The sequence below is a fragment of the Paraburkholderia phosphatilytica genome (assembly GCF_003443895.1).
Lineage (GTDB): Bacteria > Pseudomonadota > Gammaproteobacteria > Burkholderiales > Burkholderiaceae > Paraburkholderia > Paraburkholderia phosphatilytica.
Genome location: NZ_QQOA01000014.1, coordinates 1 through 24,403 on the forward strand (window position 1 = coordinate 1; position 24,403 = coordinate 24,403).

At 59.7% G+C, this 24,403-nt stretch carries 24 protein-coding genes; 7 read left to right on the forward strand and 17 right to left on the reverse strand.

Annotated elements, in window-relative coordinates; all coding sequences use genetic code 11:
• Nucleotides 1-227: 227 nt before the first annotated feature.
• The 6 genes from DVS29_RS16665 to DVS29_RS16690 form a co-directional block, all read right to left on the reverse strand.
• Nucleotides 228-1,211, reverse strand: a complete 984-nt coding sequence (locus DVS29_RS16665; protein ID WP_118181581.1) for an aldo/keto reductase — start codon at nucleotides 1,209-1,211, stop codon at nucleotides 228-230.
• 29 nt (nucleotides 1,212-1,240) lie between these two features.
• A complete protein-coding gene (locus tag DVS29_RS16670) occupies nucleotides 1,241-2,272 on the reverse strand; it encodes an amidohydrolase family protein (protein ID WP_118181582.1) in 1,032 nt (343 codons plus the stop codon).
• 216 nt (nucleotides 2,273-2,488) lie between these two features.
• Nucleotides 2,489-3,178 carry a type 1 glutamine amidotransferase domain-containing protein gene (locus tag DVS29_RS16675; RefSeq protein WP_118181583.1) on the reverse strand — a complete coding sequence of 230 codons (690 nt, stop codon included), beginning with the start codon at nucleotides 3,176-3,178 and terminating at the stop codon, nucleotides 2,489-2,491.
• Between the two features lie 12 nt (nucleotides 3,179-3,190).
• A complete protein-coding gene (locus DVS29_RS16680; protein WP_118181584.1) occupies nucleotides 3,191-4,240 on the reverse strand; it encodes an NAD(P)-dependent alcohol dehydrogenase in 1,050 nt (349 codons plus the stop codon).
• 84 nt (nucleotides 4,241-4,324) lie between these two features.
• Nucleotides 4,325-4,624, reverse strand: coding sequence for a YciI family protein (locus DVS29_RS16685; RefSeq protein ID WP_118181585.1), 300 nt, complete (start codon nucleotides 4,622-4,624; stop codon nucleotides 4,325-4,327).
• 35 nt (nucleotides 4,625-4,659) lie between these two features.
• Nucleotides 4,660-5,229: a flavodoxin family protein gene (locus DVS29_RS16690; RefSeq protein WP_118181586.1), complete on the reverse strand. Its 570-nt coding sequence runs from the start codon at nucleotides 5,227-5,229 to the stop codon at nucleotides 4,660-4,662.
• A gap of 188 nt (nucleotides 5,230-5,417) precedes the next feature.
• On the opposite strand from DVS29_RS16690, the gene DVS29_RS16695 reads away from it, so the two are divergent.
• The gene (locus DVS29_RS16695) at nucleotides 5,418-6,383 is read left to right on the forward strand and encodes a LysR family transcriptional regulator (protein ID WP_118181697.1); all 966 of its coding nucleotides are present in this window, start codon (nucleotides 5,418-5,420) and stop codon (nucleotides 6,381-6,383) included.
• Nucleotides 6,384-6,399: 16 nt separating this feature from the next.
• Nucleotides 6,400-6,579 (forward strand): hypothetical protein, encoded by a 180-nt coding sequence (locus DVS29_RS37640; protein WP_205962465.1) that lies wholly within the window; start codon nucleotides 6,400-6,402, stop codon nucleotides 6,577-6,579.
• 137 nt (nucleotides 6,580-6,716) lie between these two features.
• Here the strand turns inward: DVS29_RS37640 and DVS29_RS16705 are convergent, their stop codons facing one another.
• The 8 genes from DVS29_RS16705 to DVS29_RS16735 form a co-directional block, all read right to left on the reverse strand.
• Nucleotides 6,717-7,394: a carboxymuconolactone decarboxylase family protein gene (locus DVS29_RS16705; RefSeq protein ID WP_118181587.1), complete on the reverse strand. Its 678-nt coding sequence runs from the start codon at nucleotides 7,392-7,394 to the stop codon at nucleotides 6,717-6,719.
• 105 nt (nucleotides 7,395-7,499) lie between these two features.
• On the reverse strand, nucleotides 7,500-8,006 hold the full coding sequence (locus tag DVS29_RS16710; RefSeq protein WP_420816118.1) for a (R)-mandelonitrile lyase: 507 nt from the start codon (nucleotides 8,004-8,006) through the stop codon (nucleotides 7,500-7,502).
• A gap of 62 nt (nucleotides 8,007-8,068) precedes the next feature.
• Nucleotides 8,069-8,638: an SDR family oxidoreductase gene (locus DVS29_RS16715; protein WP_276314309.1), complete on the reverse strand. Its 570-nt coding sequence runs from the start codon at nucleotides 8,636-8,638 to the stop codon at nucleotides 8,069-8,071.
• On the reverse strand, nucleotides 8,635-8,919 hold the full coding sequence (locus DVS29_RS38155) for an SDR family NAD(P)-dependent oxidoreductase (RefSeq protein ID WP_276314310.1): 285 nt from the start codon (nucleotides 8,917-8,919) through the stop codon (nucleotides 8,635-8,637). The genes DVS29_RS16715 and DVS29_RS38155 overlap by 4 nt, the downstream gene beginning before the upstream one ends.
• A gap of 32 nt (nucleotides 8,920-8,951) precedes the next feature.
• A complete protein-coding gene (paoC, locus tag DVS29_RS16720) occupies nucleotides 8,952-11,162 on the reverse strand; it encodes an aldehyde oxidoreductase molybdenum-binding subunit PaoC (RefSeq protein ID WP_118181588.1) in 2,211 nt (736 codons plus the stop codon).
• A 3-nt stretch (nucleotides 11,163-11,165) separates the two neighbouring features.
• A complete protein-coding gene (locus DVS29_RS16725) occupies nucleotides 11,166-12,116 on the reverse strand; it encodes an FAD binding domain-containing protein (protein WP_118181589.1) in 951 nt (316 codons plus the stop codon).
• Nucleotides 12,113-12,775, reverse strand: a complete 663-nt coding sequence (paoA, locus tag DVS29_RS16730; RefSeq protein ID WP_118181590.1) for an aldehyde dehydrogenase iron-sulfur subunit PaoA — start codon at nucleotides 12,773-12,775, stop codon at nucleotides 12,113-12,115. Before paoA ends, DVS29_RS16725 begins: the two co-directional genes overlap by 4 nt.
• Before the next feature lie 79 nt (nucleotides 12,776-12,854).
• Nucleotides 12,855-14,009: an aldo/keto reductase gene (locus tag DVS29_RS16735; RefSeq protein ID WP_240655649.1), complete on the reverse strand. Its 1,155-nt coding sequence runs from the start codon at nucleotides 14,007-14,009 to the stop codon at nucleotides 12,855-12,857.
• A gap of 339 nt (nucleotides 14,010-14,348) precedes the next feature.
• On the opposite strand from DVS29_RS16735, the gene DVS29_RS16740 reads away from it, so the two are divergent.
• The 3 genes from DVS29_RS16740 to DVS29_RS16750 all read left to right on the forward strand — a co-directional run bounded on the left by DVS29_RS16740 (nucleotide 14,349) and on the right by DVS29_RS16750 (nucleotide 16,651).
• The gene (locus tag DVS29_RS16740; protein ID WP_118181592.1) at nucleotides 14,349-14,702 is read left to right on the forward strand and encodes a cyclophilin-like fold protein; all 354 of its coding nucleotides are present in this window, start codon (nucleotides 14,349-14,351) and stop codon (nucleotides 14,700-14,702) included.
• A gap of 79 nt (nucleotides 14,703-14,781) precedes the next feature.
• Complete coding sequence (locus DVS29_RS16745; RefSeq protein ID WP_118181699.1) at nucleotides 14,782-15,156, forward strand: DUF2255 family protein; 375 nt, start codon at nucleotides 14,782-14,784, stop codon at nucleotides 15,154-15,156.
• Nucleotides 15,157-15,232: 76 nt separating this feature from the next.
• Nucleotides 15,233-16,651 carry an arabinose transporter gene (locus DVS29_RS16750; protein WP_240655650.1) on the forward strand — a complete coding sequence of 473 codons (1,419 nt, stop codon included), beginning with the start codon at nucleotides 15,233-15,235 and terminating at the stop codon, nucleotides 16,649-16,651.
• Between the two features lie 112 nt (nucleotides 16,652-16,763).
• On the opposite strand, the gene DVS29_RS16755 is transcribed toward DVS29_RS16750, so the two are convergent.
• The 3 genes from DVS29_RS16755 to DVS29_RS16765 all read right to left on the reverse strand — a co-directional run bounded on the left by DVS29_RS16755 (nucleotide 16,764) and on the right by DVS29_RS16765 (nucleotide 20,895).
• Entirely contained in the window at nucleotides 16,764-17,672 is a 909-nt protein-coding gene (locus tag DVS29_RS16755; protein ID WP_118181593.1) for a LysR family transcriptional regulator, read from the reverse strand.
• A gap of 264 nt (nucleotides 17,673-17,936) precedes the next feature.
• Nucleotides 17,937-19,415 (reverse strand): NAD-dependent succinate-semialdehyde dehydrogenase, encoded by a 1,479-nt coding sequence (locus DVS29_RS16760; RefSeq protein WP_118181594.1) that lies wholly within the window; start codon nucleotides 19,413-19,415, stop codon nucleotides 17,937-17,939.
• 157 nt (nucleotides 19,416-19,572) lie between these two features.
• Entirely contained in the window at nucleotides 19,573-20,895 is a 1,323-nt protein-coding gene (locus tag DVS29_RS16765) for an MFS transporter (protein WP_118181595.1), read from the reverse strand.
• A gap of 326 nt (nucleotides 20,896-21,221) precedes the next feature.
• Between DVS29_RS16765 and DVS29_RS16770 the strand changes: the two genes are divergently transcribed.
• The gene (locus DVS29_RS16770) at nucleotides 21,222-22,244 is read left to right on the forward strand and encodes a zinc-dependent alcohol dehydrogenase family protein (protein ID WP_118181596.1); all 1,023 of its coding nucleotides are present in this window, start codon (nucleotides 21,222-21,224) and stop codon (nucleotides 22,242-22,244) included.
• Nucleotides 22,245-23,184: 940 nt separating this feature from the next.
• Nucleotides 23,185-24,366: a porin gene (locus tag DVS29_RS16775; RefSeq protein WP_118181597.1), complete on the forward strand. Its 1,182-nt coding sequence runs from the start codon at nucleotides 23,185-23,187 to the stop codon at nucleotides 24,364-24,366.
• The last annotated feature ends 37 nt before the right edge of the window (nucleotides 24,367-24,403 follow it).

Consider the following 24,403-nt stretch of genomic DNA (forward strand, 5'->3'; position numbering starts at 1 on the left):
GCTCAAGAGCGGCCAGAAGCGCAAATCGATCATCGTCGCATGTTGGAAACAAGCCGAGCTGTGGTGATGTCATGACTTACGTAAGTCTCAATAGGCTGCGCATCTGCAGTCGGTACGATACCCACTGGACCTGAATGTCGCGGCATCGGCCTGGGTCATTGCAACATTCGGCCTCGCCGTCACTGTGTAACCATTCCCCGGAAAAGCAGTGCCGGCGAGCGTCATTGTCACAGCCCCGACAGACGCAGCATCTCCTCCGGGTACCGCGCGCCCTGGATGACGATGTTGGCCTTCTGGATCTCGTCGAGGTCGGAGAGATCGAGCGTCACGTTTAACGCTCCGATGTTTTCCTCAAAGCGCGCCAGCTTGCGCGTACCAAATAGCGGTACGATCCATGGCTTCTGTGCCAGCAACCAGGCCAACGCAACCCGGGCCGGGGTCGCATTATGCTTCTCCCCGATCTTGCGGATCAGATCGACCAACTTCTGGTTTGCGATCCGGGCTTCGCTGGCAAAACGCGGCGTCTGCGTGCGGATGTCGGCACTGTCGAACGTGGTGGTCGCGTCGATGCTGCCTGTCAGGAAGCCCTTGCCCAACGGGCTGTACGGCACCAGCCCGATACCCAACTCCTCAATGGTCGGGATAATCTCGGTCTCGGGTTCGCGCGTCCACAACGAATACTCGCTTTGCAGCGCCGCCAGCGGCTGCACCGCATGGGCGCGGCGAATCGATCGGGCACTGGCTTCGGACATGCCGAACCACAGCACCTTGCCTTCGGCGATCAGGTCCTTCACCGTACCTGCAACGTCCTCCACTGGCACGGCGGGATCGACCCGGTGCTGGTAATAGAGATCGACGTGATCGGTGCGCAGCCTCTTGAGGCTCCCCTCAATGGAACGGCGGATCTGCGCTGGCCTGCTGTTGACCCCACCGCGGTGCGCTCCGGTCTCCTGGTCGATGTCCCAGCCGAACTTCGTAGCAATCTTGACCGTGTCACGTATCGGTGCAAGCGCTTCGCCAACCATCTCTTCGTTGGTCCACGGGCCATAGACTTCGGCCGTGTCGAAGAAGTCCACGCCGCGCTCGACTGCATGACGGATGAGCGCAATCATCTCCGCCCGGTCGGGTAATTCCCGGGCCTTGCCATAGCCCATCGCCCCGAGTGACAGGGCCGAGACCTCCAGACCCTGGCCGAGTTTGCGTTTCATCATGTTGCATCTCCTTCGTTCGGCATCCTACTTCAAAGGCGCAGCAGGCGCTCAGCATTGCGATGGGCAATCAGCGCCTTTTCGGCATTGCTGATGGGAAGCGCGTCAATGAAAGCGTGTGCGCCGTCCAGACTCTGGTACGGATAGTCGATGGAGTGCAGGATGCGCCCGGCGCCCATCAAGGAATAAACGAACTGGAAGTGAGGCATCGTCAGCATGCCACTGGGGGTGACGTACACATGCTCGCGATACGTCTGCACGATCGTGCGACTCAGGCCGGACGCCTCCTGCGGAATGGAATCCTCCAGGCGCTGGAGATAGAACGGCACCATTTCGCCCCAGTGCCCGCTGATGAGTTGCAGGTTCCGGTAGCGGTCGAACACCCCCGCCAGCAACAGGCGCACGACATGGATACCGGCTTCGTTGTGCCAACCCCATGCGAACATAGACAGCCGCGCACTCAGCTCACGATCGAATCCTCCATAGTAGGCAGTCTGCACCGCCGGCAACGGCAAGCCAGGATGAACGAATAGCGGCACCCGCAAGGCGTCGAGCGCAGCCAGGATCGGAGCGTAGCGCGGATCGTCCAGGAAGGTTTCGCCAGGACGGCCGTTGATGAGCGCCCCTTTCAGGCCGAGATCCTTTACAGCCCTCTCCAGTTCTCGCGCGGCCGCTTCCGGCGCCTGCCATGGCAGGGTCGCGAAGCCGGCGAAGCGTTCAGGATGTGCCCGTGCCGCCTCGGCCAGCCTGTCATTGGCGGCACGATTCACATCGATGGCCGCCGAGGTGGAAAGCAGTTGCGGGAACCCACCATAGGAGAGCACCTGCATGTCAATTCCTGCCGCATCCATGTCCGTCAAACGTGCGGCCCCCATGTCCAGCGCCTTTCGGGCCGACTCGCTGGCCGCCACAACGTGCGGACGACTGTGGTCGGTGACGTGCTGGCCATCGGTCACCCGGATCCCCCAGTCGGGAACATAAGGGGCTTCAGCCAGTACACGCGGTTGCGCCGTCTTGCCGATCGCCGGATCGAACACGTGCTCTTCAACACATATCAATTTCATGGAAGCCTCGTCTGGCTCAGGGAATGTTGCCAGGCACAAGTCAATGGCCTTGCGCGTCCCGGCCGTGTGAGCGGAGGCACTGGCGTGATGAGCAGCGCAAACCGTAGCGGGATGATTCATTGCAGCCCGCCCCGACGGGCAAAGGCGACACCGGGGAGCCGATGCCGTCTTTTCTATTGGCCATCTTCGCGAAACACCACCGCAGCCAATCGGCCGTCAGGCCGCCGCCTTCAACCGGGCGATGACTGCCTCGCCCACGCCTCGCGCCGAGGCCGGGTTCTGGCCGGTGATTAGACGGCCGTCGGTGACTACATTCTTCGACCAGTTGGCGGCTGGCTGATGCAAGGCACCGCGCTGCTTCAGCGTGCTCGCAAGCAGATACGGCACGACCTGGGTGTACTTGACCTCTGCCTCCTCCTCATCGGTGAAGGCGGCGAACTTCCTGCCAGCGACCAGATACCGGCCATCCGACAAGAGCGCGTTCACCAGTGCAGCCGGGCCGTGGCAGACGGCCGAAACGATGCCACCGGCTTCCCAGATTTCACGGATGACCTTCTGCACCGCTTCGCTGTCAGCGAAATCCCACATCGTACCGTGGCCGCCAGCGAAGAAGACCGCCGAATAGCGCGACGGGTCAAGTTCGCCAAGTACCAGGGAATGCGCCAACGCGTCACGAAAACCCCTGTCATTCCAATAACGGGCATTTGTCGGGCAGGACAGGTCAAAGAAGTCGATCGGTGGATGACCGCCCCGGATCGAGGCGATCTCGACAGGGATGCCGGCAGCCTCGAAGACCTCCAGCGGATGGGTCAACTCGACCATGGCAAAGCCGGTGGGCTCGCCGCTGTCGCCACGGATCGGGTGGCTGGTCACTACACACAGAACAGGTTTGATCGTGTCTGGCATGTTTTCTACTCCTCAGGACCTGATTGAAGCCATGTCGATGACGAAGCGATATTTCACGTCGCTCTTCAACATGCGCTCGTAGGCCTGGTTGATGTTCTGGATGGGGATGATTTCAATGTCCGAGACGATGCCGTGTGAGCCGCAGAAATCGAGCATCTGCTGCGTTTCCGGCACACCGCCAATGAACGAGCCGGAGATCGCCCGGCGGCCGCGCACGACGCCCCCTGCATTCACCGGCGTGCCGAGCGGCCCCATGTAACCGACCAGGACAAGCACACCTTCGAGTGCCAGCGTCGGCATGTAGGGATTGACGTCATGGTCATAGGGAACCGTATCGATGACCACATCGAAGCGACCCGCGACGGCTTTCATCTGGGCTGGATCGCTCGACAGCACGACATGGTCAGCGCCCAGGCGGAAGGCGTCTTCTTCCTTACCCGCCGACCGGGTGAACAGGGTCACGTCGGCGCCGAGCGCCTTGGCGAGTTTCAGCGCCATGTGCCCGAGTCCACCGAGACCGATGACCGCGACCTTGCTGTCCTTGCCCACGTTCCAGCGGTGCAGCGGCGACCAGGTGGTGATGCCGGCGCACAGCAGCGGCGCAGCGCCGGCTGGATCCAGCCCATCGGGCAGCAACAGCACGAACCTGTCCCGCACGACAATGGATTCGGCGTAACCGCCGTAGGTGACGCCACGGTCCTCGCGGTCAATGCTGTTGTAGGTGAACGTTGGGCCCTCGACGCAGTCCTGCTCCCAGCCTTTCAGGCAAGGCTTGCAGTGCTGGCAGGAATCCACCATGCAACCCACGCCCACCATGTCTCCCGCCTTGAAGCGGGAGACATCCGCCCCGACCTGCCGCACGCGACCGATGATCTCGTGCCCCGGAACGATCGGATACGTCGTGAAGCCGCCATGGTTGCGCGCCAGGTGCAGGTCGGTGTGGCAGACACCGCAATAGAGGATGTCGATGACAACGTCATCAGGCCGTGGCGCGCGTCGTTCGAAAGCAAAGCGTTCGAGCGACCCGACGGCGGATTGAGCAGCGAAGCCCTGTACGGTCATGATAAGGATTCTCTGGTTCGTGAGGCAGGCCACACGACTCGCACCGCGCGACAGATATTTCGACATCCGCGGCGCGGACGGGTCTCAGCCTTTATCTGGCGCGAACAACGTTTCCCAGTTGGTGAAGGGGCCCAGCGGGATCACTTCCCAGCCGATGAGCCCGGCTCTGGCGAGCGGAAACTCAGCCAGTGCGGCCTTGGCAGCGTCGACTGATTCGGCTTCGGCGATGATCGCGACGCCGGGACGGTCCTGCCGGAAGTAGATGTCGCGGATGATGCCACCCTTGTACATCTGCCAGGCATGCCGGGCTTCATCCGCCATATGCGGCGCGTATTTCTCCTTCGTGGCGCCCGGTTGCGGGACATCGAGGCAAAGCAGCTTCATGGTCTTGACTCCTGGTTGGCTGGAACTCGAACCGTTCAGGCCGGATTGAACCGGCGGACCGTCACGGCAACACGCTTGCCTAGGTAAGAGGCAGTGTCGAGATCGCTTCGGATCGGCGTGAGATCGGCGCTTTGGTCGTTGTTGGACTGCGTCATCACGCCGAGCCAGCTTCCATGCCGATTGAGGTCGTTCTCACTGCCCGTGCTGCTGCTGTTGCCCGGCATCAAGTCCAGGCCGACCCAGACCATTCCATGCTGGGCGGCGAACAGCGAGATGGAAACGAGCGAATTCAGCTTATCGCCGTGCTGCGCGCCGGAATTGGTGAATCCCGCGGCAAGCTTGTCGCGCCACTTGAGTTCGAACCACGCGGCTTTGGTGGAATCCTCGAAAAACTGCTTGAAGCGGGCACTGATCATGCCGTTGTATGTCGGCGAGCCAAAGATGATCGCATCGCTCTTCTCCAGCAGATCCCAATCCATCGGAGCGTCCGCAACGGCGACGAGCTTGACCTGCGCCCCTTCCACTTCTCCAGCCCCTTTGGCAACGGCCTCGGCCACTTTTGCCGTATGGCCATACCCACTGTCGTACACAATCGAAATCAACATCTGTCTGCCCTTGTTTTTTGATGTGAAACACAAGCGGTCGTCAGCCGGACTGCCTCTAGCAAAAGGCCCGTTCCGGCTCGACAGAAAGCACTTGCCGCGTACTTACTTTAAAGTAGAATTTAATTATGCATTGGCGGAAAATATTCCCATCAATGCTTCATTTTCTTCTACAACTGCAGGTATTCACCATGCGGGACAGATTCGACGGCGTGCAGTTGTTCGTGGAGGTTGTCGAGGCCGGGGGCTTTGCGAAAGCCGGGGAACGGCTTTCGTTGACGCGCTCGGCCGTCGGAAAGGCGATCGCGCGGATGGAAGAGCGACTGGGTGTCCAACTCTTCCAGCGGACCACACGAACTCAATGCCTGACAGAGGACGGCCAACAGTATTACGAGCGCTGTTTGCGGGCGATCGAGGAACTGCGTGCGGGCGAGACCATGCTGGAGAACGGACGGCGGGAAGTGGTTGGCAAGTTGCGCGTCACCCTGCCTGTCCTCTTCGGCCGCTACTGCGTCGCGCCCATCCTGCGCGCCTACGCACGCCATCATCCCAAGCTCGAACTGGAATTGAATTTCACTGACCGCCAGGTGGATCTGATCGCGGAGGGCTTCGACCTCGCCGTGCGCAATGGCCGCCTTGACAACGGCTCTACCCTGCGCGCGCGCCGCCTGGTCAACCAGCGAAAGGTGCTGTGTGCGTCGCCAGCCTATCTGGTGGAGCGCAGCGAGCCGCATACGCTCGCCGACCTCATGAAGCATGAACTGCTCCCGTACTGGCGCAACGACCATGCACTGGCCTGGCAACTCCCCGACGCGTCCGGTGCATTGGTCGACGTCCGGGTGGCCTCACGTCTGCGCCTGAACGATCTGGAGGTGATCGCGGACGCTGCCGTTGAGGGTATGGGCCTGGCGTGGCTTCCCTTCTGGTTGATCCGCGAGCGGATGCAGCGAGGTGAACTCGTCGAAATATGGGGCGATCGGCCGAGCGCCGCCATGGAGTGCTACGCGGTCTGGCCCGCTGCCCAGTACCTGCCGCTGCGATCACGCCTTGCAATCGACGTGCTGGCCGAGGAACTGGAGAAATTCCCGGGCAACAGGGCCCAAGGCGATTTCAACGGCAACTCACCATCTGTGACATCGAAAATCACTAACCCTTGAGCCAAGGACCTATCACATGGTGAATCGACAACGACAGAATGCTGCGGTACTTGCCACCGGCATGATCTGTTGCATCGGAATGAATGCGATGCACGCGCAGGAAACGGACAAACCCGTAGTGCGCGTCGCCGAACTGATGATTGACCCAGCCAACCTTGACGCCTACAAAGCGGCTGTCAAGGAAGAGATGGATTAATCCATCCGTATCGAGCCCAGTGTGCTCGCCATCTATTCGGTCACGGAGAAAGACAAGTCCACTTGTTGATGCCTCGATACATGACGCCTGCCCAAAGACCGAGGCGTATTGTGGCAACTGCTTTGGGAATGGAGCAATCAGTTCCCCGGCGCGATAGCAAGCTGTCGATCCAGCGCCTCTTGCGCACGCCGTGCAACGTTTCCGTCTACGCGATTACCCAACACTTTCCCTACCTGCCGCAACTGATTCGCAGTAAAGCCGACGTTCATGCTGATGCGCATGTGGGCCTGTAGCTGCGAATCGACTCCGGATAACGCGGAAAGCATGCTCACGGTGGCAAGTTCACGGCTCTGCCAGTCAAGGTTATCGCGCTCGAAGATATCCCCAAATAGATGGGTCTTAAGATACGCATCAATCGCAGGGGCGAATTCGAACAGTTTCCCCTTAACCGGGCTGCCCGACAGTTTGGTCTGGTTCGCGGTGCCCGCGGCAAGCAGGGCATCTCCAGTAGGAATGGGAGAGCTGGGTTGGCGGCCCGCCGCATCCGCGATTCCGCGCTGCTTGCGCATATCCAGCACTTTCATCAGTTCTGCCAAAGCGTTAAGGCTTCTCGGAAAGCCAGCGTAGGCGTATAGCTGCACCAGAATCTCCTTGGCTTCGCCGACCGTCAAGCCCGCGTCCAGGCCATGGTCCAGGGAAGTATTCAGACTGGCAATGTTGCCGGCGGCTGCGAACGCGGCAATCGGCACGATCGCCTGCTGGCGGTCGGTCAGCGTTTCAGAAGCAGATGGTGAGATGGTACCGGTATTCGACATGTCTTCAATCCTTCGTTTGTTGAGGGGAAGCTTGATGTTGCTGCCACGCTCACGATTACGGCCAATGCCGTAACCTGCGCGCGTTTCGTTAGTTTCCTTCGGCGCTTACCGTGCGTCGTATTGCTCATCGGTGACTTTCTCCATCCATGAAACGTTCTTGCCAGCAACCGCGCCTGTCACAGCCAGATGAGTCATGGCGGAATTGGGCGCGGCGCCATGCCAGTGTTTCACGCCCGGTGGGCACCAGATCAGGTCGCCCGGCCGGACTTCCTGGACTGGTTTTCCCCACTCCTGTATGAGCCCCACTCCTGATATCACAAGCAGTCGTTGGCCCGCCGGATGGGTGTGCCAGGCAGAACGCGCTCCGGGCTCGAAACTCACCAGCCCACCCGAGACGTTGCTGTTCCCGTCTGCCGACCAGACAGGGTCCACTCGTACCTGGCCGGTGAAGTTCTCGGTGGAACCAGTCACCGAAACCCGCGCACCGGCTCGTGTGATCTTCTGCTGCGCATCGGCAAGCACCATGTCGTTCGCCCACACCTCTACTGCACCTGTCAGGAATGTTTGCAGGACTACGAAGGTCAATGCGAAGCGCAGAGGCGAAGCATTCATAGAAGGCACCCGTTTCAAAGTGATCGACGTCGCAGCCCGAATCAGGCCCGCTAGTCCGACAGTCAATGAGCGGTGAAGCCACCGTCGATTGCAAGGGCGTGACCTATCACGAAGGTTGACCCAGTACTGCAAAGCCAAAGCACCGCATCCGCGATTTCCTCTACGCGCCCAAGCCGTCCGATCGGCTGCTCGCGAAGGATCTCCTTCATGTCATCGGCCTGCTTTTCCAGCATCGCAGAGACCATTGGAGTATCGAAGGTACCAGGGCAAACTGCGTTGATGCGGATCCCGCGTGGCGCGTATTCCTGGGCCGCGCTTCGCGTTAGCCCGATCACACCGTGTTTCGACGCGTGATAGGGCGCCCGGCCAGGAAGTCCCACGAGGCTTCCGAGGGAAGAGCAGTTGACGATTGCGCCGCTGCCCTGTTTTCTCATGTGGCTCAACTCGTGTTTCATGCAAGCCCAGACGCCTCGCAGGTTCACGGCGGTGACTCTTTCGAAATTTTCTGCAGGTTCGTCTGCTGCATCGCTAGGCGGCACCTGAATCCCAGCGTTGTTGAAGGCCGCGTCCAGGCGGCCGAACGTCGCCACCGTCCGATTTACCATCTCGGCAACCTGCGCTTCATCGGTCACGTCGCAAGGCACGCCAGCACCCGGTGCGCTGGAACGCTCAACGAATCCACCGCGTGGTGCAGGGCATCGGCATTGACATCTGCGAGCGTTACGGACGCCCCCGCCTGCGCGAACGCCCTGGCCGTCGCGAGCCCCATTCCGGATGCCGCACCAGTGACCAGCGCGATCTGCCCGGAAAATCGAATGTAACCTGCACGATACTTCCTCCGTATTTGTTGACTTGAACGTTCCGACAACCATGGGGGACGTTCCAGCGGTGCCCGCTCGAACGCTTCCGCCATACATCCGTCCTGCCGGCCCTTGACGTCCAATATCAGCTGACGACCGGCAGCTGGTCGAGAAACTTGTCCAGCGTGACGGGATACTGGCGCACGCGCACTCCGGTCGCGTTATAGACCGCATTGGCGAGGGCCGGGGCAACTCCCGTCAGGCCCAGTTCACCGACTCCCTTCGCTTTTACCGGCGAAATTGCAGGGTCAACCTCGTCGATGAAGACGGCGTCAAGATGGGGGACATCGGCATGAACTGGAACCTCGTAACCGGCGAGGTCATGATTGACGAAGAAACCCTGACGCGTGTCGACCGCCATTTCTTCCATCAACGCCGCGCCCACGCCCATCGTCATTCCTCCGATCACCTGGCTTCGTGCCGTCTTGGGATTGAGAATGCGACCGGCGGCGCAAACCGCAAGCATGCGGCGAACACGAATCTCGCCGGTAAAGGCATTCACGGCAACCTCGGCGAAATGCGCTCCAAAGGTTTGAATCGCGAATTGCCTTGACAGTTCTCCGAATTCCATACTGTCTTCGACGACAATGTCGCTGTCGGCAGCGGCACGAGCCAGCGACACGTTTCGGTTACCAAAGCGCACTTCGCCAGCGACGAACTCGGTTTCCGAGGCAATAAATCCCAGTCGCTGGGCAACAACCTGTCGTAGCTTCATACACGCCGCGTAAACGCCTGCCGTGACGGAAGCAGCACCCTGCTGCCCTCCGGAACCGGGCGTCTCAGGGAAGCTCGAATCGCCCAGCTTCGCCACGACCCTGTCGATCGGCACGCCCATCATCTCGGCCGCGGTCTGTTGGACGATGGTGTAGCTGCCCGTGCCGATGTCGGTCATGTCGGTCTCGACCGTTAGCAGACCGTTACGATCGAGTCGTACGCGCGCGCCTGCTCTGGCGATGGGCGCTCCTCGTATCGCGCTCGCCATGCCAAGCCCGACGAACCAGTGCCCCTCGCGAACCTGGCTCGGCTGCGCGTTTCGCGCACTCCATCCAAAGCGTTCGGCCCCCGTGCGCAGACATTCGACGAATGGGCGGGAGGAGAAAGGCCGATCGGGATTCTCGGGATCGACCTTCGTATCGTTCAGGATACGAAACGTCACGGGGTCCATCCGCAACTTCTCCGCCATCTCGTCCATGGCGATCTCGAGCGCCATCAGGCCGGGCGCCTCCCCGGGCGCTCGCATGGCGTTACCCTCCGCGAGATCCAGCGTTGCCAGCCGGACGCGGGTCATCCTGTTTTCTCCCGCATACAGCATCCGGGTAGACAAGGTCGTCGGTTCCGTGCGCCCGCCCGCAAGGTTTCCAGACAGACTTTCATGACCGACCGCCGTCAGCCTTCCGTCGCGGGTCGCGCCAAGCCGGATGCGCTGGATGGTCTTGGGCCGGTGGATCGTATTGTTGAACATGATCGGGCGTTGAAGTGCGACCTTGACTGGCCGACGTACCACCTTTGCGGCGACGGCTGCAAGCACAAGATCGGACTGGACTGTACCCTTCCCTCCGAAACCGCCTCCGATGAAAGTGGAAACCAGCCGGACGTTCTCGCGTGGGATACCTAGGATTAGCCCAAGATCACGGGTTCCCCAGTTCATCTGCTGGATCGAAGTCCAGCAGGTCAGGTTATCACCGTCCCACGACGCAATCGTCGCGTGCGGTTCCATCATTGCGTGCGCCTGATCAGGAACCGTGTAGGTCTCGTCTACCTTGAACTCCGCTTCTGAATAGGCGCGTTCGAAGTTCCCCACGTGCGTCTCGGTCGGACCACCGAACGCCATCTGTGGTGCAGTCGGGGCGCTTGTCAGTTGAGCGCCGAGATCGAACCGGCCAGCACTACGCACGTAATCGATGCGAACAAGCGACGCCGCCGCCCGCGCCTGCTCGAATGTCTCGGCGACCACGACGGCAACAGGCTGGTGATAATGATCCACGTCGAGCGACGCGAGCATGTGCTGCACGTAGAACTTGCCAGTCCCAAGCGGACCCGCGTTGCGATACGTCACAACGCCCAGCACGCCCGGCGCGGCCTCTGCCTGCCGCGTATCGATGGCCTTGATCCGCCCTTTCGAAATCCCGGCGCCCAAAATGTAGCCGTAGCAGATATTCGGTGCGATGCCGTGATGCTCATAAGCGTATGTCGCGGTGCCTGTGGTTTTCAGCTTCGCCTCGAACCGGTCGTGCGGCTGACCGACTACCGTCAACCGGTCGACGGGGTTGGGCCCTGCAAGCGCGTCGAATTTCATGACTCATCCTCTGGCTTGCGCCATGACGTAGGCGAGTGTCCGTTCCACCAATGACAACTTGAATGCGTTCTCGTCGGTCGGCTGGGCGCCCTTCATGAGTTCATGCGCGACCGCCTTTGCTCCGCGGGGCATCGCCGCGTCGGCAGCAGAAACGCGCCAGGGTTTCGGTGCAACGCCGCCAACTGCGACCCGTCCGCGGCCGTCGTCGTGTATGACTGCTGCGACCGATACAAGCGCGAACGCATAGGATGCGCGATCACGGACTTTCTGGTAGATGTGGCGGCCACCGACCGGCGGAGGCAACGTGACAGCGGTGACAAGCTCACCAGGCTCAAGCAACGTCTCGACATCCGGCGTCGTACCTGGTAATCGATGGAAGTCGGCAATCGGAATTACCCGCGTCCTCCCGTCAGCGCGAACCGTTCCGACGGATGCGTCCAACACGCGCAATGCCACTGCCATGTCACTCGGGTTTGTTGCGATACAGTCGGAACTTCCGCCGATCACGGCAAGTTGCCGGCTGATCCCACCGATTCCCGCGCACCCAGAACCGGGCTGCCGCTTGTTGCAAGCCTGATTGATGTCATAGAAGTATGGGCAGCGGGTGCGCTGTAGCAAATTGCCACCGGTTGTCGCCTTGTTGCGCAACTGTCCTGAGGCACCCGCGACAATTGCGCGTGCAAGCAGCCCGTAGTCGCGCCGCACTCTCAAATCGCACGCAAGCTGTGTATTGGTCACTAGGGTACCGATGCGCAAGCCGCCCTCTGCCGTGTCCTCTACTCTGTCAAGGCCGATACCCCGAATATCGACGAGATGAGTCGGCGTCTCGATCTCGAGCTTCATCAGGTCGATCAGATTGGTGCCTCCAGCGATGAATTTCGCGTCACGTCGCTGCGCTACGATTCTCGCCGCCTCGGCAGGGCTTGCCGCCCTCTCGTAGGTGAATGCCTTCACGCCCGGCTCCCGGCGACTTCCGCCATCGCGTCGGCGATATTCGAGTAGGCGCCGCAGCGGCAGATATTGCCGCTCATCCGTTCGCGCATTTCGAGATTCGTGGCGCTGATCAGCGCAGTCAGGGTGTCCGTTACATGACTCGGCACTCCGTCCTCGATCTCACGGAGGACGGCGACGGCCGAACAGATCTGACCGGGCGTGCAGTAGCCGCACTGATAGCCATCGTGCTTGATGAAGGCTGCTTGCATCGGATGAAGACTCTCCGGTGTCCCGAGCCCCTCGATCGTCGTGATCCTGTCTCCCTCGTGCATTACCGCGGGACTGAGACAGGCGTTGATACGAACGCCGCCGACGAGAACCGTGCACGCTCCACACTGACCGTGATCGCAACCCTTCTTCGTGCCCGTGAGATGAAGGTGCTCACGCAAGGCATCAAGCAACGTCGTTCGGGGATCGACATCGATCTCGCGATCGCTACCGTTTACCGCAAGCGTGACCCGCATCGTTCCCGGTACCTCCGGCGATTTCACCCCATCTGCGCTACCCATCGACGCGCGCGCGTTCGCCGTACCAGCTGGCAATATCGGCACGACGGCAGAAACTGCGCCCACGATGAGCAGATTTCGTCTCGTCGGATTTGGTTGCCGAGGTTCATCCATGTATCGCTGCTCCTTTTACTCGTCTAACGCTACGCATCGCTTTCGGTCGTCAACGTTGAAGCCGGTTAAACCGCGGTGTTCACCAGGCGTAAGCCTCCGGTGCCGCTCCGCCAGGCCCGGGCCAGATTTCGTCGAGGCATCGAAGTGCGTCGTCGGAAAGCGATATCTCCATGGCCCGTAGCGCAAGCGTCAGTTGTTCCGCCGTCCGGGGACCAACAATCGGAGCCGTAACCGACGGGTTGTGAAGCAGCCAGGCCAGTGCAATGTCCGCTGGACGCTCTTCCAGGTCCTCGCATAGCGCCTCGTAAGCCTTGAGCTGCTCCTGATAGCGCAGGATTCGTCGTGCCATGTCAGGATTTGCGCGACGACCTTCATGAATCTTCCGCAACACACCTCCCAGAAGCCCGCCACCCAGTGGACTCCAGGGAAGAAGTCCCACGCCGTAATGGCGACAAGCTGGAATCACTTCGAGCTCGATGGACCGCGCAGAGAGGTTGTAGAGACTCTGCTCGGATACAAGTCCCATGAAATGGCGTGAATGGGCAGCGGCTTGCGCCGTCGCAATATCCCAGCCGGCAAAATTGCAGCTAACCACGTAAAGCACTTTTCCCTGTTGCATCAGTACATCCATGGCTTGCCAGACTTCCTCCCATGGCGTGTGTCTGTCGATGTGATGCATCTGGTAGAGATCAATGTGGCCCGTTCGCAGTCGACGCAAGCTGTCCTCACATGCTCGCCTTATGTGGTAGGCGGACAAACGGCGATCATTGGGGCCGAGCCCCATTGGTTGATACACCTTTGTGGCCAGCACGATCTGATCACGCCGCCCACCCTGATCCAGCCAGCGCCCGATGATTTCTTCGGAGATACCGAAGCCCTTCTTCATTTGCGGAGTCTGAGGTCCACCATATACGTCGGCGGTATCCACGAAATTGATACCTGACTCCAACGCCTCGTCCAGAATTCGAAAGCTAGACGATTCGTCCGTAAATTCGCCGAAATTCATGGTTCCGAGGCATAGACGACTAACCTGCAGGCCCGAACGACCGAGATGAACATATTGCATTTCAGTTCCTGATTTCGTTTTCGCCCCGCAGTAGATCCGCCTGCGCAATGGCCGCGGATCCGTTATCCGGCGCGCAAGCCGCGCAACGTTCTGCGCGGATACATTGCGTCCCAATGCGATATCGGTCGACTTTAACGGGAACGAACCGTTTTGAAAGCTGGTGCTCATCGAATGCACCTTTGAACAAAGCTCAAGAACCGCGCTCGTTACCGGCGGTAGAGGTCCCGTCTGCGCCATGTCGAAAGGACAGGCACCGCCATCGCGGTACTCCTGTGAACGTAGCTCACAGCAGCATTGACATAAAACAGGCTTCAATAGCGCGTGCGACCGAACTAGAGTGCACTCGAGAGGCATCCCCCTGGATACGCAAAGGTGGCCTAACGGGATGCGCGGCATAGCCGCCCTGACGGCGCGACACGAGACGTCCGCACCTACGAAAGAAGGCCGGAGGCAACCTGCCGGCACTGGAACCAATCGGTCGACACACCGGCAACCCAAAGGACAGTCGTGAAAATAAGATTCGACTTTAACGGCGCACGTGTAACCGCCAGTCTGGAAGACAACGCGACAAGTCGTGACTTCATCACCATGCTGCCGTTGGCTGTCAGGCTGGAAGACTTCGCAGCGACGGAGAAAATCGCCTACCTTCCACAGAAGCTCGATACGGCGGGAGCACCATCAGGGGTTGCTCCGGACGCCGGTGACGTGGCGTATTACGTGCCGTGGGGCAACCTTGCTGTTTTCCACGCGGATTTTCGCTATTCGCCGAGCCTCGTCAAATTCGGGCACGTCGACCATGGCCTGGCAGCGCTGCGAACAGCGGGCTCCGCGGAGGTCGTCATCGAACGCGAGGAAGACTGATCGCGCTCGCGCCGACCGGCATCTCATGCGTTACCGGTGCCCCCAAATTTTCTCGCCGGTTCATAGGAGGTTCGTCAGGATGAGTATGTGGACGAAAGATGAGTTGGATCGCATCGCAGCCTCGGACGATCTACATATCGCCGCGTTGCGTGAGGATCGGAAAACATATGGAACCCTAACCTGGGTCTGGTCCGTGGTCGTGAACGGTGACCTTTATGTTCGTGCCTATAACGGTAAAGCCTCGCGTTGGTATCAAGCGGCGATCCTTCAGGGACTCGGGCGAATCACAGTGGCAGGCACAGCAAGGGACGTTTGCTTCCAGCCGACCGCGGGTGCGATCGTCGATCAGGTCGACGACGCCTATCGGAACAAGTACCGCGAGAGTGCATACCTCGCGCCCATGATCGGTGAGCGCGCTCGCCAGGCGACCCTCAGGATCGTTCCGGAAGACTGAGGTGCGCACATGCAACGACGTAATTCGGGCCGAGGTTTCGAGGTCCCGTCACCCGCCGGAGCGCATGGTATTCGGCATGTCACGCGACATCCCCGATCGCTCGCGACTGGCCGCCACCGGAAAGATCCACACGCAGACAAACTTGGGCAGCAGTGACTTTCGCGCCCAGGCGCATGAGATCGATCGGCCACTCGTCGATCTGCGTCGTACCGTGGCAGCGCGTCGCCATGCACCCGACTCGAGCGGCGCCAGTCCGGCTGCTATCGCCGAAACCTTGGAACGTGACCATGCGTCGCGCGAGAACGTCTCTATGTTCGTAATGTCCCGACGGTCCACATCCCCCGCCGCCCGGTCTCTGCTGTCGGTCATGGCGTCTGTCTTCACGGTATTTCTGGTCACGGGTGCCGCGTTGTCAGTTCTTCCGCTGCACGTCCATGACGACCTTCAATTTGGAACGTTCACCGTAGGGCTCGTGTCGGGTGTCCAGTTCGCGGCGTCGCTGATCTCCCGCCTCTGGTCCGGCACGATCTCCGATCGTAGAGGTCCAAAGTTCGCGGTATCGACGGGCCTGCTGATGGCGGTGCTCGCCGGCTTGCTCTACCTCCTGTCCTTGCGCGCCACCGGGACACCATTACTGTCGGTCGCGATACTGCTGATTGGCCGTGCGCTGCTGGGCGGCGCAGAAAGTTTTATCATGACGGGCGCCCAAAGCTGGTGTCTCGCCCTTGCCGGCCCTGGCAACGTCGGCAGGATGATTGCGTGGATCGGGACGGCGATGTTCGTGGCGCTTGCGCTCGGCTCACCATCTGGAAGTTACCTGTTCAGACACTACGGCTTTACATCGATCGGATTGGCCACGGTCGTCGGCGCGGCGGTCACGCTCGCCCTGATCGTCCCCATCCCCGCCGTGCGAACAGATTCCCGCAGCAACGCGGTAGTAACGAAGGTCCTGTCTGCCGTCTGGATGCCTGGGATAGGAATGGCCTTATCGAGCCTCGGCTACGGCATGATGACGGCTTTCGCCGTTCTGCTTTTCATCCAGCGCGGCTGGCAGCCTGCCTGGCTATCGTTCACTGCATTCGCCACGGGGTTGATACTCGCGCGTGCATTCTTCGGCACATTGCCCGACCGTCTCGGCGGCGCAAGAACTGCGGCGGTCTTCGTGGTCATTCACAGCGGCGGCATGGCGCTCGTCTACCTGTCTCCTATCGCATCGCTCGCTTACGCCGGCGCCACGCTGGCAGGCTTCGGCTACGCGCTCGTGTATCCGGGCTTCGGCATGGAGGCGGTGGCGCGCGCACCGGCAGATGCGCGAGGTCTCGCAATGGGCGTCTATACGGCCTTCATCGATCTCGCGCTCGGCGTGTTCGCACCAGTACTCGGACTGGTCGCCGACGTGACGGGGCTGGGTCCGATCTTCCTCATCGCAGCGGTTCTCGCGTTGTGCGCCGTCCCGATTGCGATCCGACTACAATCCCATCGCACGGCGCACTGACTGTTCCGCGTGCCTGGGTTCTTCCCGGAGACGCACTCTGATCGCGTTGCATCTGTGTACTCGCGTGCAAGCGTGATACGAGATCGGCGAAGCGACTGTCGGGTGCATCTTTTTACAGACCGAGTGGCTGAAGCTCCCGAACCAGATCGATCAACAGGCGCAGCCCGGTAGGCATCTGACGGCGACTTGAATAGTAAATTTGAAACCCTGGGCCGGAGGGAGCCCAGTCGGCCAGCACGAGACGGAGAAGCCCGGCCTTGACGTGCGGTGCGACGAGCGGTTCAGGAAAGTACATGAGACCCACACCACCGAGCACGGCTATGAGTCCGGTGTCGGCTTGATCCACCGTGACAGACGGCGGCACCGTCACCGACAACTTCTCACTACCGCGCTCGAACTCCCACAGGTATATGCGGTCGTCCCCCAGACGGTTGCTGACGCAGCGATGCCGAAGAAGATCGTCCGGATGAGCCGGCACTCCATACCTGTCGAGATAGGTGGGTGCCGCAGCGACGACCCATCGAATGTTCGCGGAAAGACGCTGCGCGATCATATCTTCGGGGACGGTGCCACCGTAGCGAATTCCCGCGTCGAAGCCTCCCTCCGTCACGTTCACCATGCGGTTGCTCGCAACGATGTCCAGCTCTACATCGGGGTAGCGTTCAACGAATGCGGGAATCACCGGGGCCAGCAGCAACGTCGCCGCCTCGACTGCAACATTGAGCCTGATGCGACCCGCAGGCGCATCGCGAAACCGATTTAACGTCTCCAGCGCGCTATCGATCGCCTCGAAGGGAAGCCCCACCGACGCTGCCAGCGCGTCGCCCGCGCCCGTCAGCGTAACGCTCTTCGTCGTGCGGTTGAGGAGGCGAACTCCGAGACGACTTTCCAGACCCTTCAAAGCGTGACTGAGCGCGGAGGTACTCACACCGAGTTCAATCGCCGCACGACTGAAACTTCTGTGGCGTGCTATTGCGAGAAAATAGATTAGATCCGCTACGTCAGCCCGATTTATCTGCATGTCGAGAACCTTTCCACCATGCAGGCGATTATATCGCGCGGACCCGTGCCGATACGGTCCGGCTCCGTTTATCTGCGGCGGGGAGTCGCCCACGAGCAACCGCCGCCGTCGATCACGCCGCCTCGCGGCTGAACGTTCTTTGGCAGATCCCGCTCAAGCACGGTTTGCACCTTGGCGGCGACGCTGTTGAACCTGGCCCGCATAAAGGCTGTCTGACACCTCCTGACTTTGGGCTGTACAGGGCACACCGCGTGCCTGGATTTTTCAAACGCGCACTGTACGTTGCAACACGGTCTTCGTTATGGTGTATGAATCCAGCGATCCCTCGCCGCCCTCGCGTCCCATACCGCTCTCCTTGACGCCGCCAAAAGGCGTTTCTGCGCCGGGTGCACCGAAATGGTTGATCGACAGCACTCCGCATTCGACTTCGCGGCTGATGAGTTCGGCATCGTGCAACGAGTTGGTAAACGCAAATGCCGCCAGACCCAACGACAAACCGTTGGCCAAAGCGATGCCTTCGCCCAGTTCGCGCATGGGCACACACAGCGCAAGCGGGCCAAACGGCTCCTCATTCATCGCCTTTGCATTCAGAGGCACGTCTGCGATTATCGTGGGCGCGAAGAAGTAGCCCCGCTCACCGATACGATGTCCGCCAGCGGCCACTCGCCCACCGAGGTCCTTCGCGTCCCCTACAAGTGCTTCGAGTGCGGCGAGTCTGCGTTCATTGGCAACGGGTCCCATCTGGACGCCGGGTTCAAAACCATCGCCAACACGCACCTCACTGGCGGCCTCGGCGAACGCCGAGACAAAGTCTTCATAGACCGTCTCATGAACGATGAAGCGTGTCGGTGAAGCGCAGATCTGCCCGGCCATTCGCATTTTCGAGGCCGCTGCGAGTCGCGCGACGTTTGCAACCTCAACATGCGCCCCAACGAGCACCGGCGCGTGGCCGCCAAGTTCCATCAGAACGGGTTTCATCGCGAGCGCAGCAAGTTGAGTCAACTGTTTGCCGACCTGAACCGATCCCGTCAGCGTAATCATTCGAATTACGGGAGACGCGATCAACGTTGACGATATCTGCGCGGGGTCGCCGAACACGAGATTCAGGACGCCCGGTGGCAAACCGGCATCGACGAAGCATTGGACAAAGGCACAGGCCGTGCCAGGTGTTTCCTCTGCGGCCTTGAGGACGACCGAGCAGCCCGCCGCCAGCGAGGCGCTGATCTTGCGCGACGGCGAACTGATCGGCACGTTCCAGGGTGTGAACGCCGCTACAGGGCCGATCGGCTGCCGCATCACCAAGCTCTGCATCTGCGGCTCGGCCGGAACGATGGTTCCGTATGTGCGCAGACACTGGGCCGCATCCCACTCGAGAAATGTGCTGGCGCGTTCGACCTCGCCTAGTGCATCGGCAAGCGGTTTGCCCTGTTCCAGCGTGATGACGCGCGCGATTGCTTCCGCGCGGTCACGTAGCAATGCCGTCGTTCGCAGAAGCAGTTCGGCACGCATCTGCGGTGGCGTATCCCGCCACGTTTGAAAACCTCTACCCGCTGCTTCAAGCGCACGCGCAAGGTCATCAGCTGTTGCGCCTGGAACCGGACCTAGCGCACTTTCATCACTGGGATTGACGGCTTGCCGGCAGGCAGGCCGATCAAAAATCCATTCGCCGTCGATGAAACATCCAATGCGCGGATAAGCCTTCACGGCGTCGCTTCTGATTTCCTGTGTCCCCGACAACGGCATGACTTGCTCCTTTTTGTGACGTTGTTTTCAGTCGAATGAGCCGAGCGCGAGCGGTCGCAGCTTCACTTTCCACCCGTTCCCTGGTAACTTGCACAGGACGAAAGCACAGGATCGCTTCGCTGTTTCGTTGAATGTTAAGGGCACGACATTCCCTTCTTCATCGCGCATCCTGAATCACATCTTCGACGAGGCCGGAGTCCGATTCGACCGACGTGCGCAGCCTAACACCTCGCGTCTCCGGTACGAACTGAGTTCCGATCAAACAGCCAACCGCAATCAACGCAACGTAGAAAGATGGTGCCAGCGGCGTGTCCATCACCTGCGTCAGCAGCGCGGCAACGAAAGGACAAGTGCCTCCAAATACTGCGACACTAATTTGATAGGAAATCGCATGTCCCGTAGCTCTGAAAGACGTGGGGAAAAACTCCGGCGCTGCGACAAAACTCGCACCGCCATTGATGCCGAGACCTAACGCGAAAAGAAGCTGACCCAAAATAGCACCGGAGAATGTCCCGCTGCTGGCAAGGTGAATGGCCGGGTAAGCTGCAAGTGCAACCCACGCGGCGCCGAGGGATAGTATTTTTTTCCGACCAAAGCGGTCACTCAACATACCGCCTAGTGGCAAAACCAGGGCAAGCACAACGATCGAAGCCGCGTTGGAAAAAAGAGCTGAAAGTGGCTCAAGCTTCGCCACTCTTACAAGGAAGGTGTACATGAAGCCGAGAAGCAGATACGCGCCAACCGAATAGACCGGTTGAATCCTGAGAACGTTCAGCATGCTCCTGAAACCACCAGAGGTGAATAACGCCCGCAGAGGACTGCCCGCGCCAGATTCTCCGGTAGCCTGTTTGAACTCTTCCGGTTCATCAATGCTTCGGCGAAGCCAGAATCCGACTATCCCAATCAGTCCACCCAAAAGAAAAGGAAGGCGCCAGAGCCACTCGTTGTAAGCCGCGGACCCGGCCGCAAACTGCAGCCCGAGTAGCGCAAACGCTGCGAAGGCTTGCGGCAAATGCGAAAAAATCAGCGTGAAACCTACCCATCTTCCCCGGCGATCAGGCGGAGCCGCCTCGACGATATAACTCGTCGACCCCGAAGTTTCACCGCCAATCGCAAGTCCTTGTCCGAACCGGCAGGTCACAAGCAGGATAGGCGCGATGATTCCGACCTCGGCGTAAGTTGGCAGCATACCCATGGATGCGGTTCCAAGCGCCATTAACCATACTGTGGCGGCCATGACTTTCACTCGCCCGATTCGGTCAGCGAGCATGCCGAAGAACAGTCCGCCCAGCGGGCGTGCAAGGAAAGCGACGGCATACACCGCAAACGTGCTCAGGATCGCAGTGACTCGATTTCCTCCTGGAAAGAAATTCGCCGCCAGAATGGGCACTGAGAAGCCAAACACGGCGAAGTCATAGAGTTCGCCAAAATTTCCGATTGAGCCTGCTGCAAGGGCGCGCCATGGACTTGTCCTCTTCATTTGTCTCCTCCTTTTTGGTAGCCACCTGATAGAAGCAGGCTGCTGATTTTTTGCAACTTCCGCAGCGATCACTTTCCTGTGGCTTACGCTCCGCTACAGCACGCATTTGAGAAGTGCCCGATCAGTTCCAATTGCCCGACGAACCGCCTTCTGACATGCGGCCATCGGATATTGCGACGACAACACTTCCCTTAGCACACAAATCCAGAGTAGCATGAATTCTGTTGAATAGCATCGATTCCATTCATCGGAACCATATGAACAATTTGACATGCTTATTGCCGCGCCCTGCAAAGCGTACGTCGAGAATCAAAGGGAGGAGTTAAATGCACGGAATCGTTTTCCAAGGCGATTGCAAACTTGACTTGCTTGCCGTTCCCGATCCAACGCCTGGTCCCGGGGAAGTTGTTCTCGAGATCAAGGCTTCGGGGATGTGCGGCAGTGACCTGCATTTCTATCGTCGTCCTGCCAACGCCGTGGTTGATGCGATGATTGCTGGACACGAGCCGTGTGGTGTCGTCGTTGCTGTAGCGCCAGGCGTCGTTAGTCCATACGCCCGGATCGGTGCCCGGGTGATGGTCCATCACTATCACGGATGCGCGGGATGCATCGACTGCCGCTCAGGCTGGCCACAAATGTGCCGGAATGGTCCGCTCACGGTTTATAGCGCTAACGCTCACGGTGCGCACGCTCCCTACATGAAAGTCCGCGCGGACACGTTGGTTCCCCTTGACGACAATTTGAGCTTCGAGGCAGGCGCGGCGATTTCCTGCGGGACCGGTACCGCATGGGGTGCATTTGAACGCATGAAATTGACGGGTCGAGACACCGTCGCAATTTTCGGCCAGGGGCCGGTCGGGCTGTCCGCGACGCTTCTTGCGAAGGCTCAAGGAGCCCGGATCATCGCACTTGACGTCGATGAAGTGCGGCTTAAACACGCCAGGCAGTTCGGGGCCGATATCGCGCTTAACCCGCGAGATGGAAAGATCCCAGAGATGATTCGAGACATGACCGGAGGACGGGGAGCGACGATGGCATTGGAAACTTCCGGCGTCGCTCGTGCCGGTCAAGATGCCCTCAAATGCGTTGAACCGTGGGGAACAATCTGCCTCGTTGGGCTAGGGGCAGAGCTTACGATCTCTCTGTCTGAATTTTTGCGTAGTCAACTGCGCATTCTGACGTCATGGACCATGTCAATACCCGCGCAAAAGGCATGCGCAGACTTCATCGTTTCCCGTGGTATCAAACTGGACCCCCTATTTACTGATCGGTGGAGTCTCGATCAGGCAGGTGCGGCCTACGAGAAGTTCAACCGCCAGAGTGGTGGCAAAGGCGTATTTCTGATGTAAGGGCGACCGCGCAAAGCAATCCCTGTTTCCGTCCACCTTCAGAATCTGCATGGTTTCGCCGGCGCCTCGCATAGTTGATATGGAAGATTACCAACCACACCGAATATGGATAGGTGTTCCTTGACGGCAGCAAGGCTTTTCTCGACGAGAACTCATTTTCGGCATTCCCATCATGAAGACCGCCCCCCCCCCGAACGCCCTCGTCTAAACGACTCGCCGAGGCGAATCCCGAGGCCATGGAGCATTACCGTCGAATGCGCGCAGTGCTTTTACGGCATGCCGATGTCGATGCAGCCCTAAGCGAAGTTGTGCTCACCGTCCAGTTTGCGGTATTGGGAGAAGAAACTGCGTTCAAGGTTCATGCTCAGCGCGCGTTGACGCTAGGCGCGAGCGCAACACAGTTGCGCGGCGTGCTAATGGCAGGACTGGGGGTTACCCTCGTCGCCTCTGCGACCGCGCGAGCACTTGCGTGGTTGGACGAAGCGTACGCTAGTACTGGCACATCTTCTTCTACGGATAGCGACACCTGAGCGAGGTTCCTGTCCGCGTCGCATTTCCGCAAGCCGCCCCGTAATCGGGATGGACCCGAATCCCCCTTGCAGGGGTCGCTCATTTCTCCCGCCCTTTGGTTTCGAACATCGGAACCGGTGCTAAAAAGTTGACGCGTCAAATCGTCCTTACTAGATTTCTACACGCGTGGTTCCTGTGAATCGCTGCAAGACGAGAACCTTAGAGACAAGTCCGCGCCAGTTCGGAAAAAAGCCCTTCCGAGATGGTGCTTCACGTCCCGACCCGTTCCCCTATTGAGCCGAAACAGATGCGCAGACGCCTCGACGTCAGCGACGCGGCGTCAGCGAAAACGAATTTAGGATCCTTCCGCGAGTCGTTTGGAGATACGACTATCTCTTAGCTTACCTATCAATAAAATCGGAGACAGGCAATGAAAATGAAATTCTTGTTCCTAGCAGCACTTGGCATTACTAACGTGTCGGCTTTCGCACAAAGCAGTGTGACGTTGTACGGCATCATCGATGAAGGGGTCAACTACAACAGCAATGCGGGAGGTGAACGTCTCTACAACCTGTCGAGTGGCGTTCTCAACGGAAGTCGTTGGGGTTTGCGGGGGCGTGAGGATCTCGGCGGCGGATTCAATGCTCTCTTCGTCCTCGAAAGCGGGTTCGACGTGAACAACGGCAAGCTCGGTCAAGGCGGTCTGATTTTCGGCCGGCAGGCATACGTCGGATTGAGCAGCCAGTATGGGACCGTGACCCTCGGTCGCCAGTACGACATGGTCGTCGACAACCTTGGTCAGTTCGAGGTCGGCGATCAATGGGGCGGGTACATGGCTGCACATCCAGCCGATCTCGACAACTTCAATAACACCTATCGGGTCAACAACGAAATCAAGTACACGAGCAAGCCGATCGCCGGGCTCACGTTCGGCGGCACTTACTCTCTCGGTGGGGTTGCGGGCAACGTAAGTCGCAACCAGATCTGGTCGCTGGGGGCCAATTACGCCAATGGCCCCCTCCTCGCTGGCGTAGGCTACCTGAACGTCCGGAACCCCAATGTCTCGTTCTACGGTGGGGGCGGATCGCCGGCCTCGACTGTTAATGGCGTCCCCGGATCAAATCTCGGATCGTCCCCCGTCATTTCCGGATACGCGTCAGCACATACGTTACAGGTCATCGGAGCAGGTGGTGCTTATACATTTGGCGCCGCGAGCTTTGGAGCGACTTATTCGAACACGAAATTCATGAGCCTCGGCGACAGGACAACAGGCCCGGTACCCGCTGGTGGCATTTCTGGCACCGCCACGTTCAACAACGCCGAGGTGAACTTCAAGTATCAGATTACTCCAGCGCTCGTTGCCGGCGTCGCATACGACTATACCCACAATAGCGGTGCATCGGAGCAAAGCTCGGCCACCTATCATCAGGAGTCGGCTGGTGCAGACTACTTCCTTTCGAAGCGGACGGACGTCTATACGGTTGCGACTTTCCAGCAGGCGCACGGAACGGACTCCACCGGCAAGACCGCCGTCGCGTCTATCAATCAGTTGACCCCTTCGACCTCGAATCATCAGGTCGCCGTACGCTTCGGCATTCGCCACAAGTTCTAACGTAGCAATTTCCCCGGACGTCGTCGGCGCGGGTTCG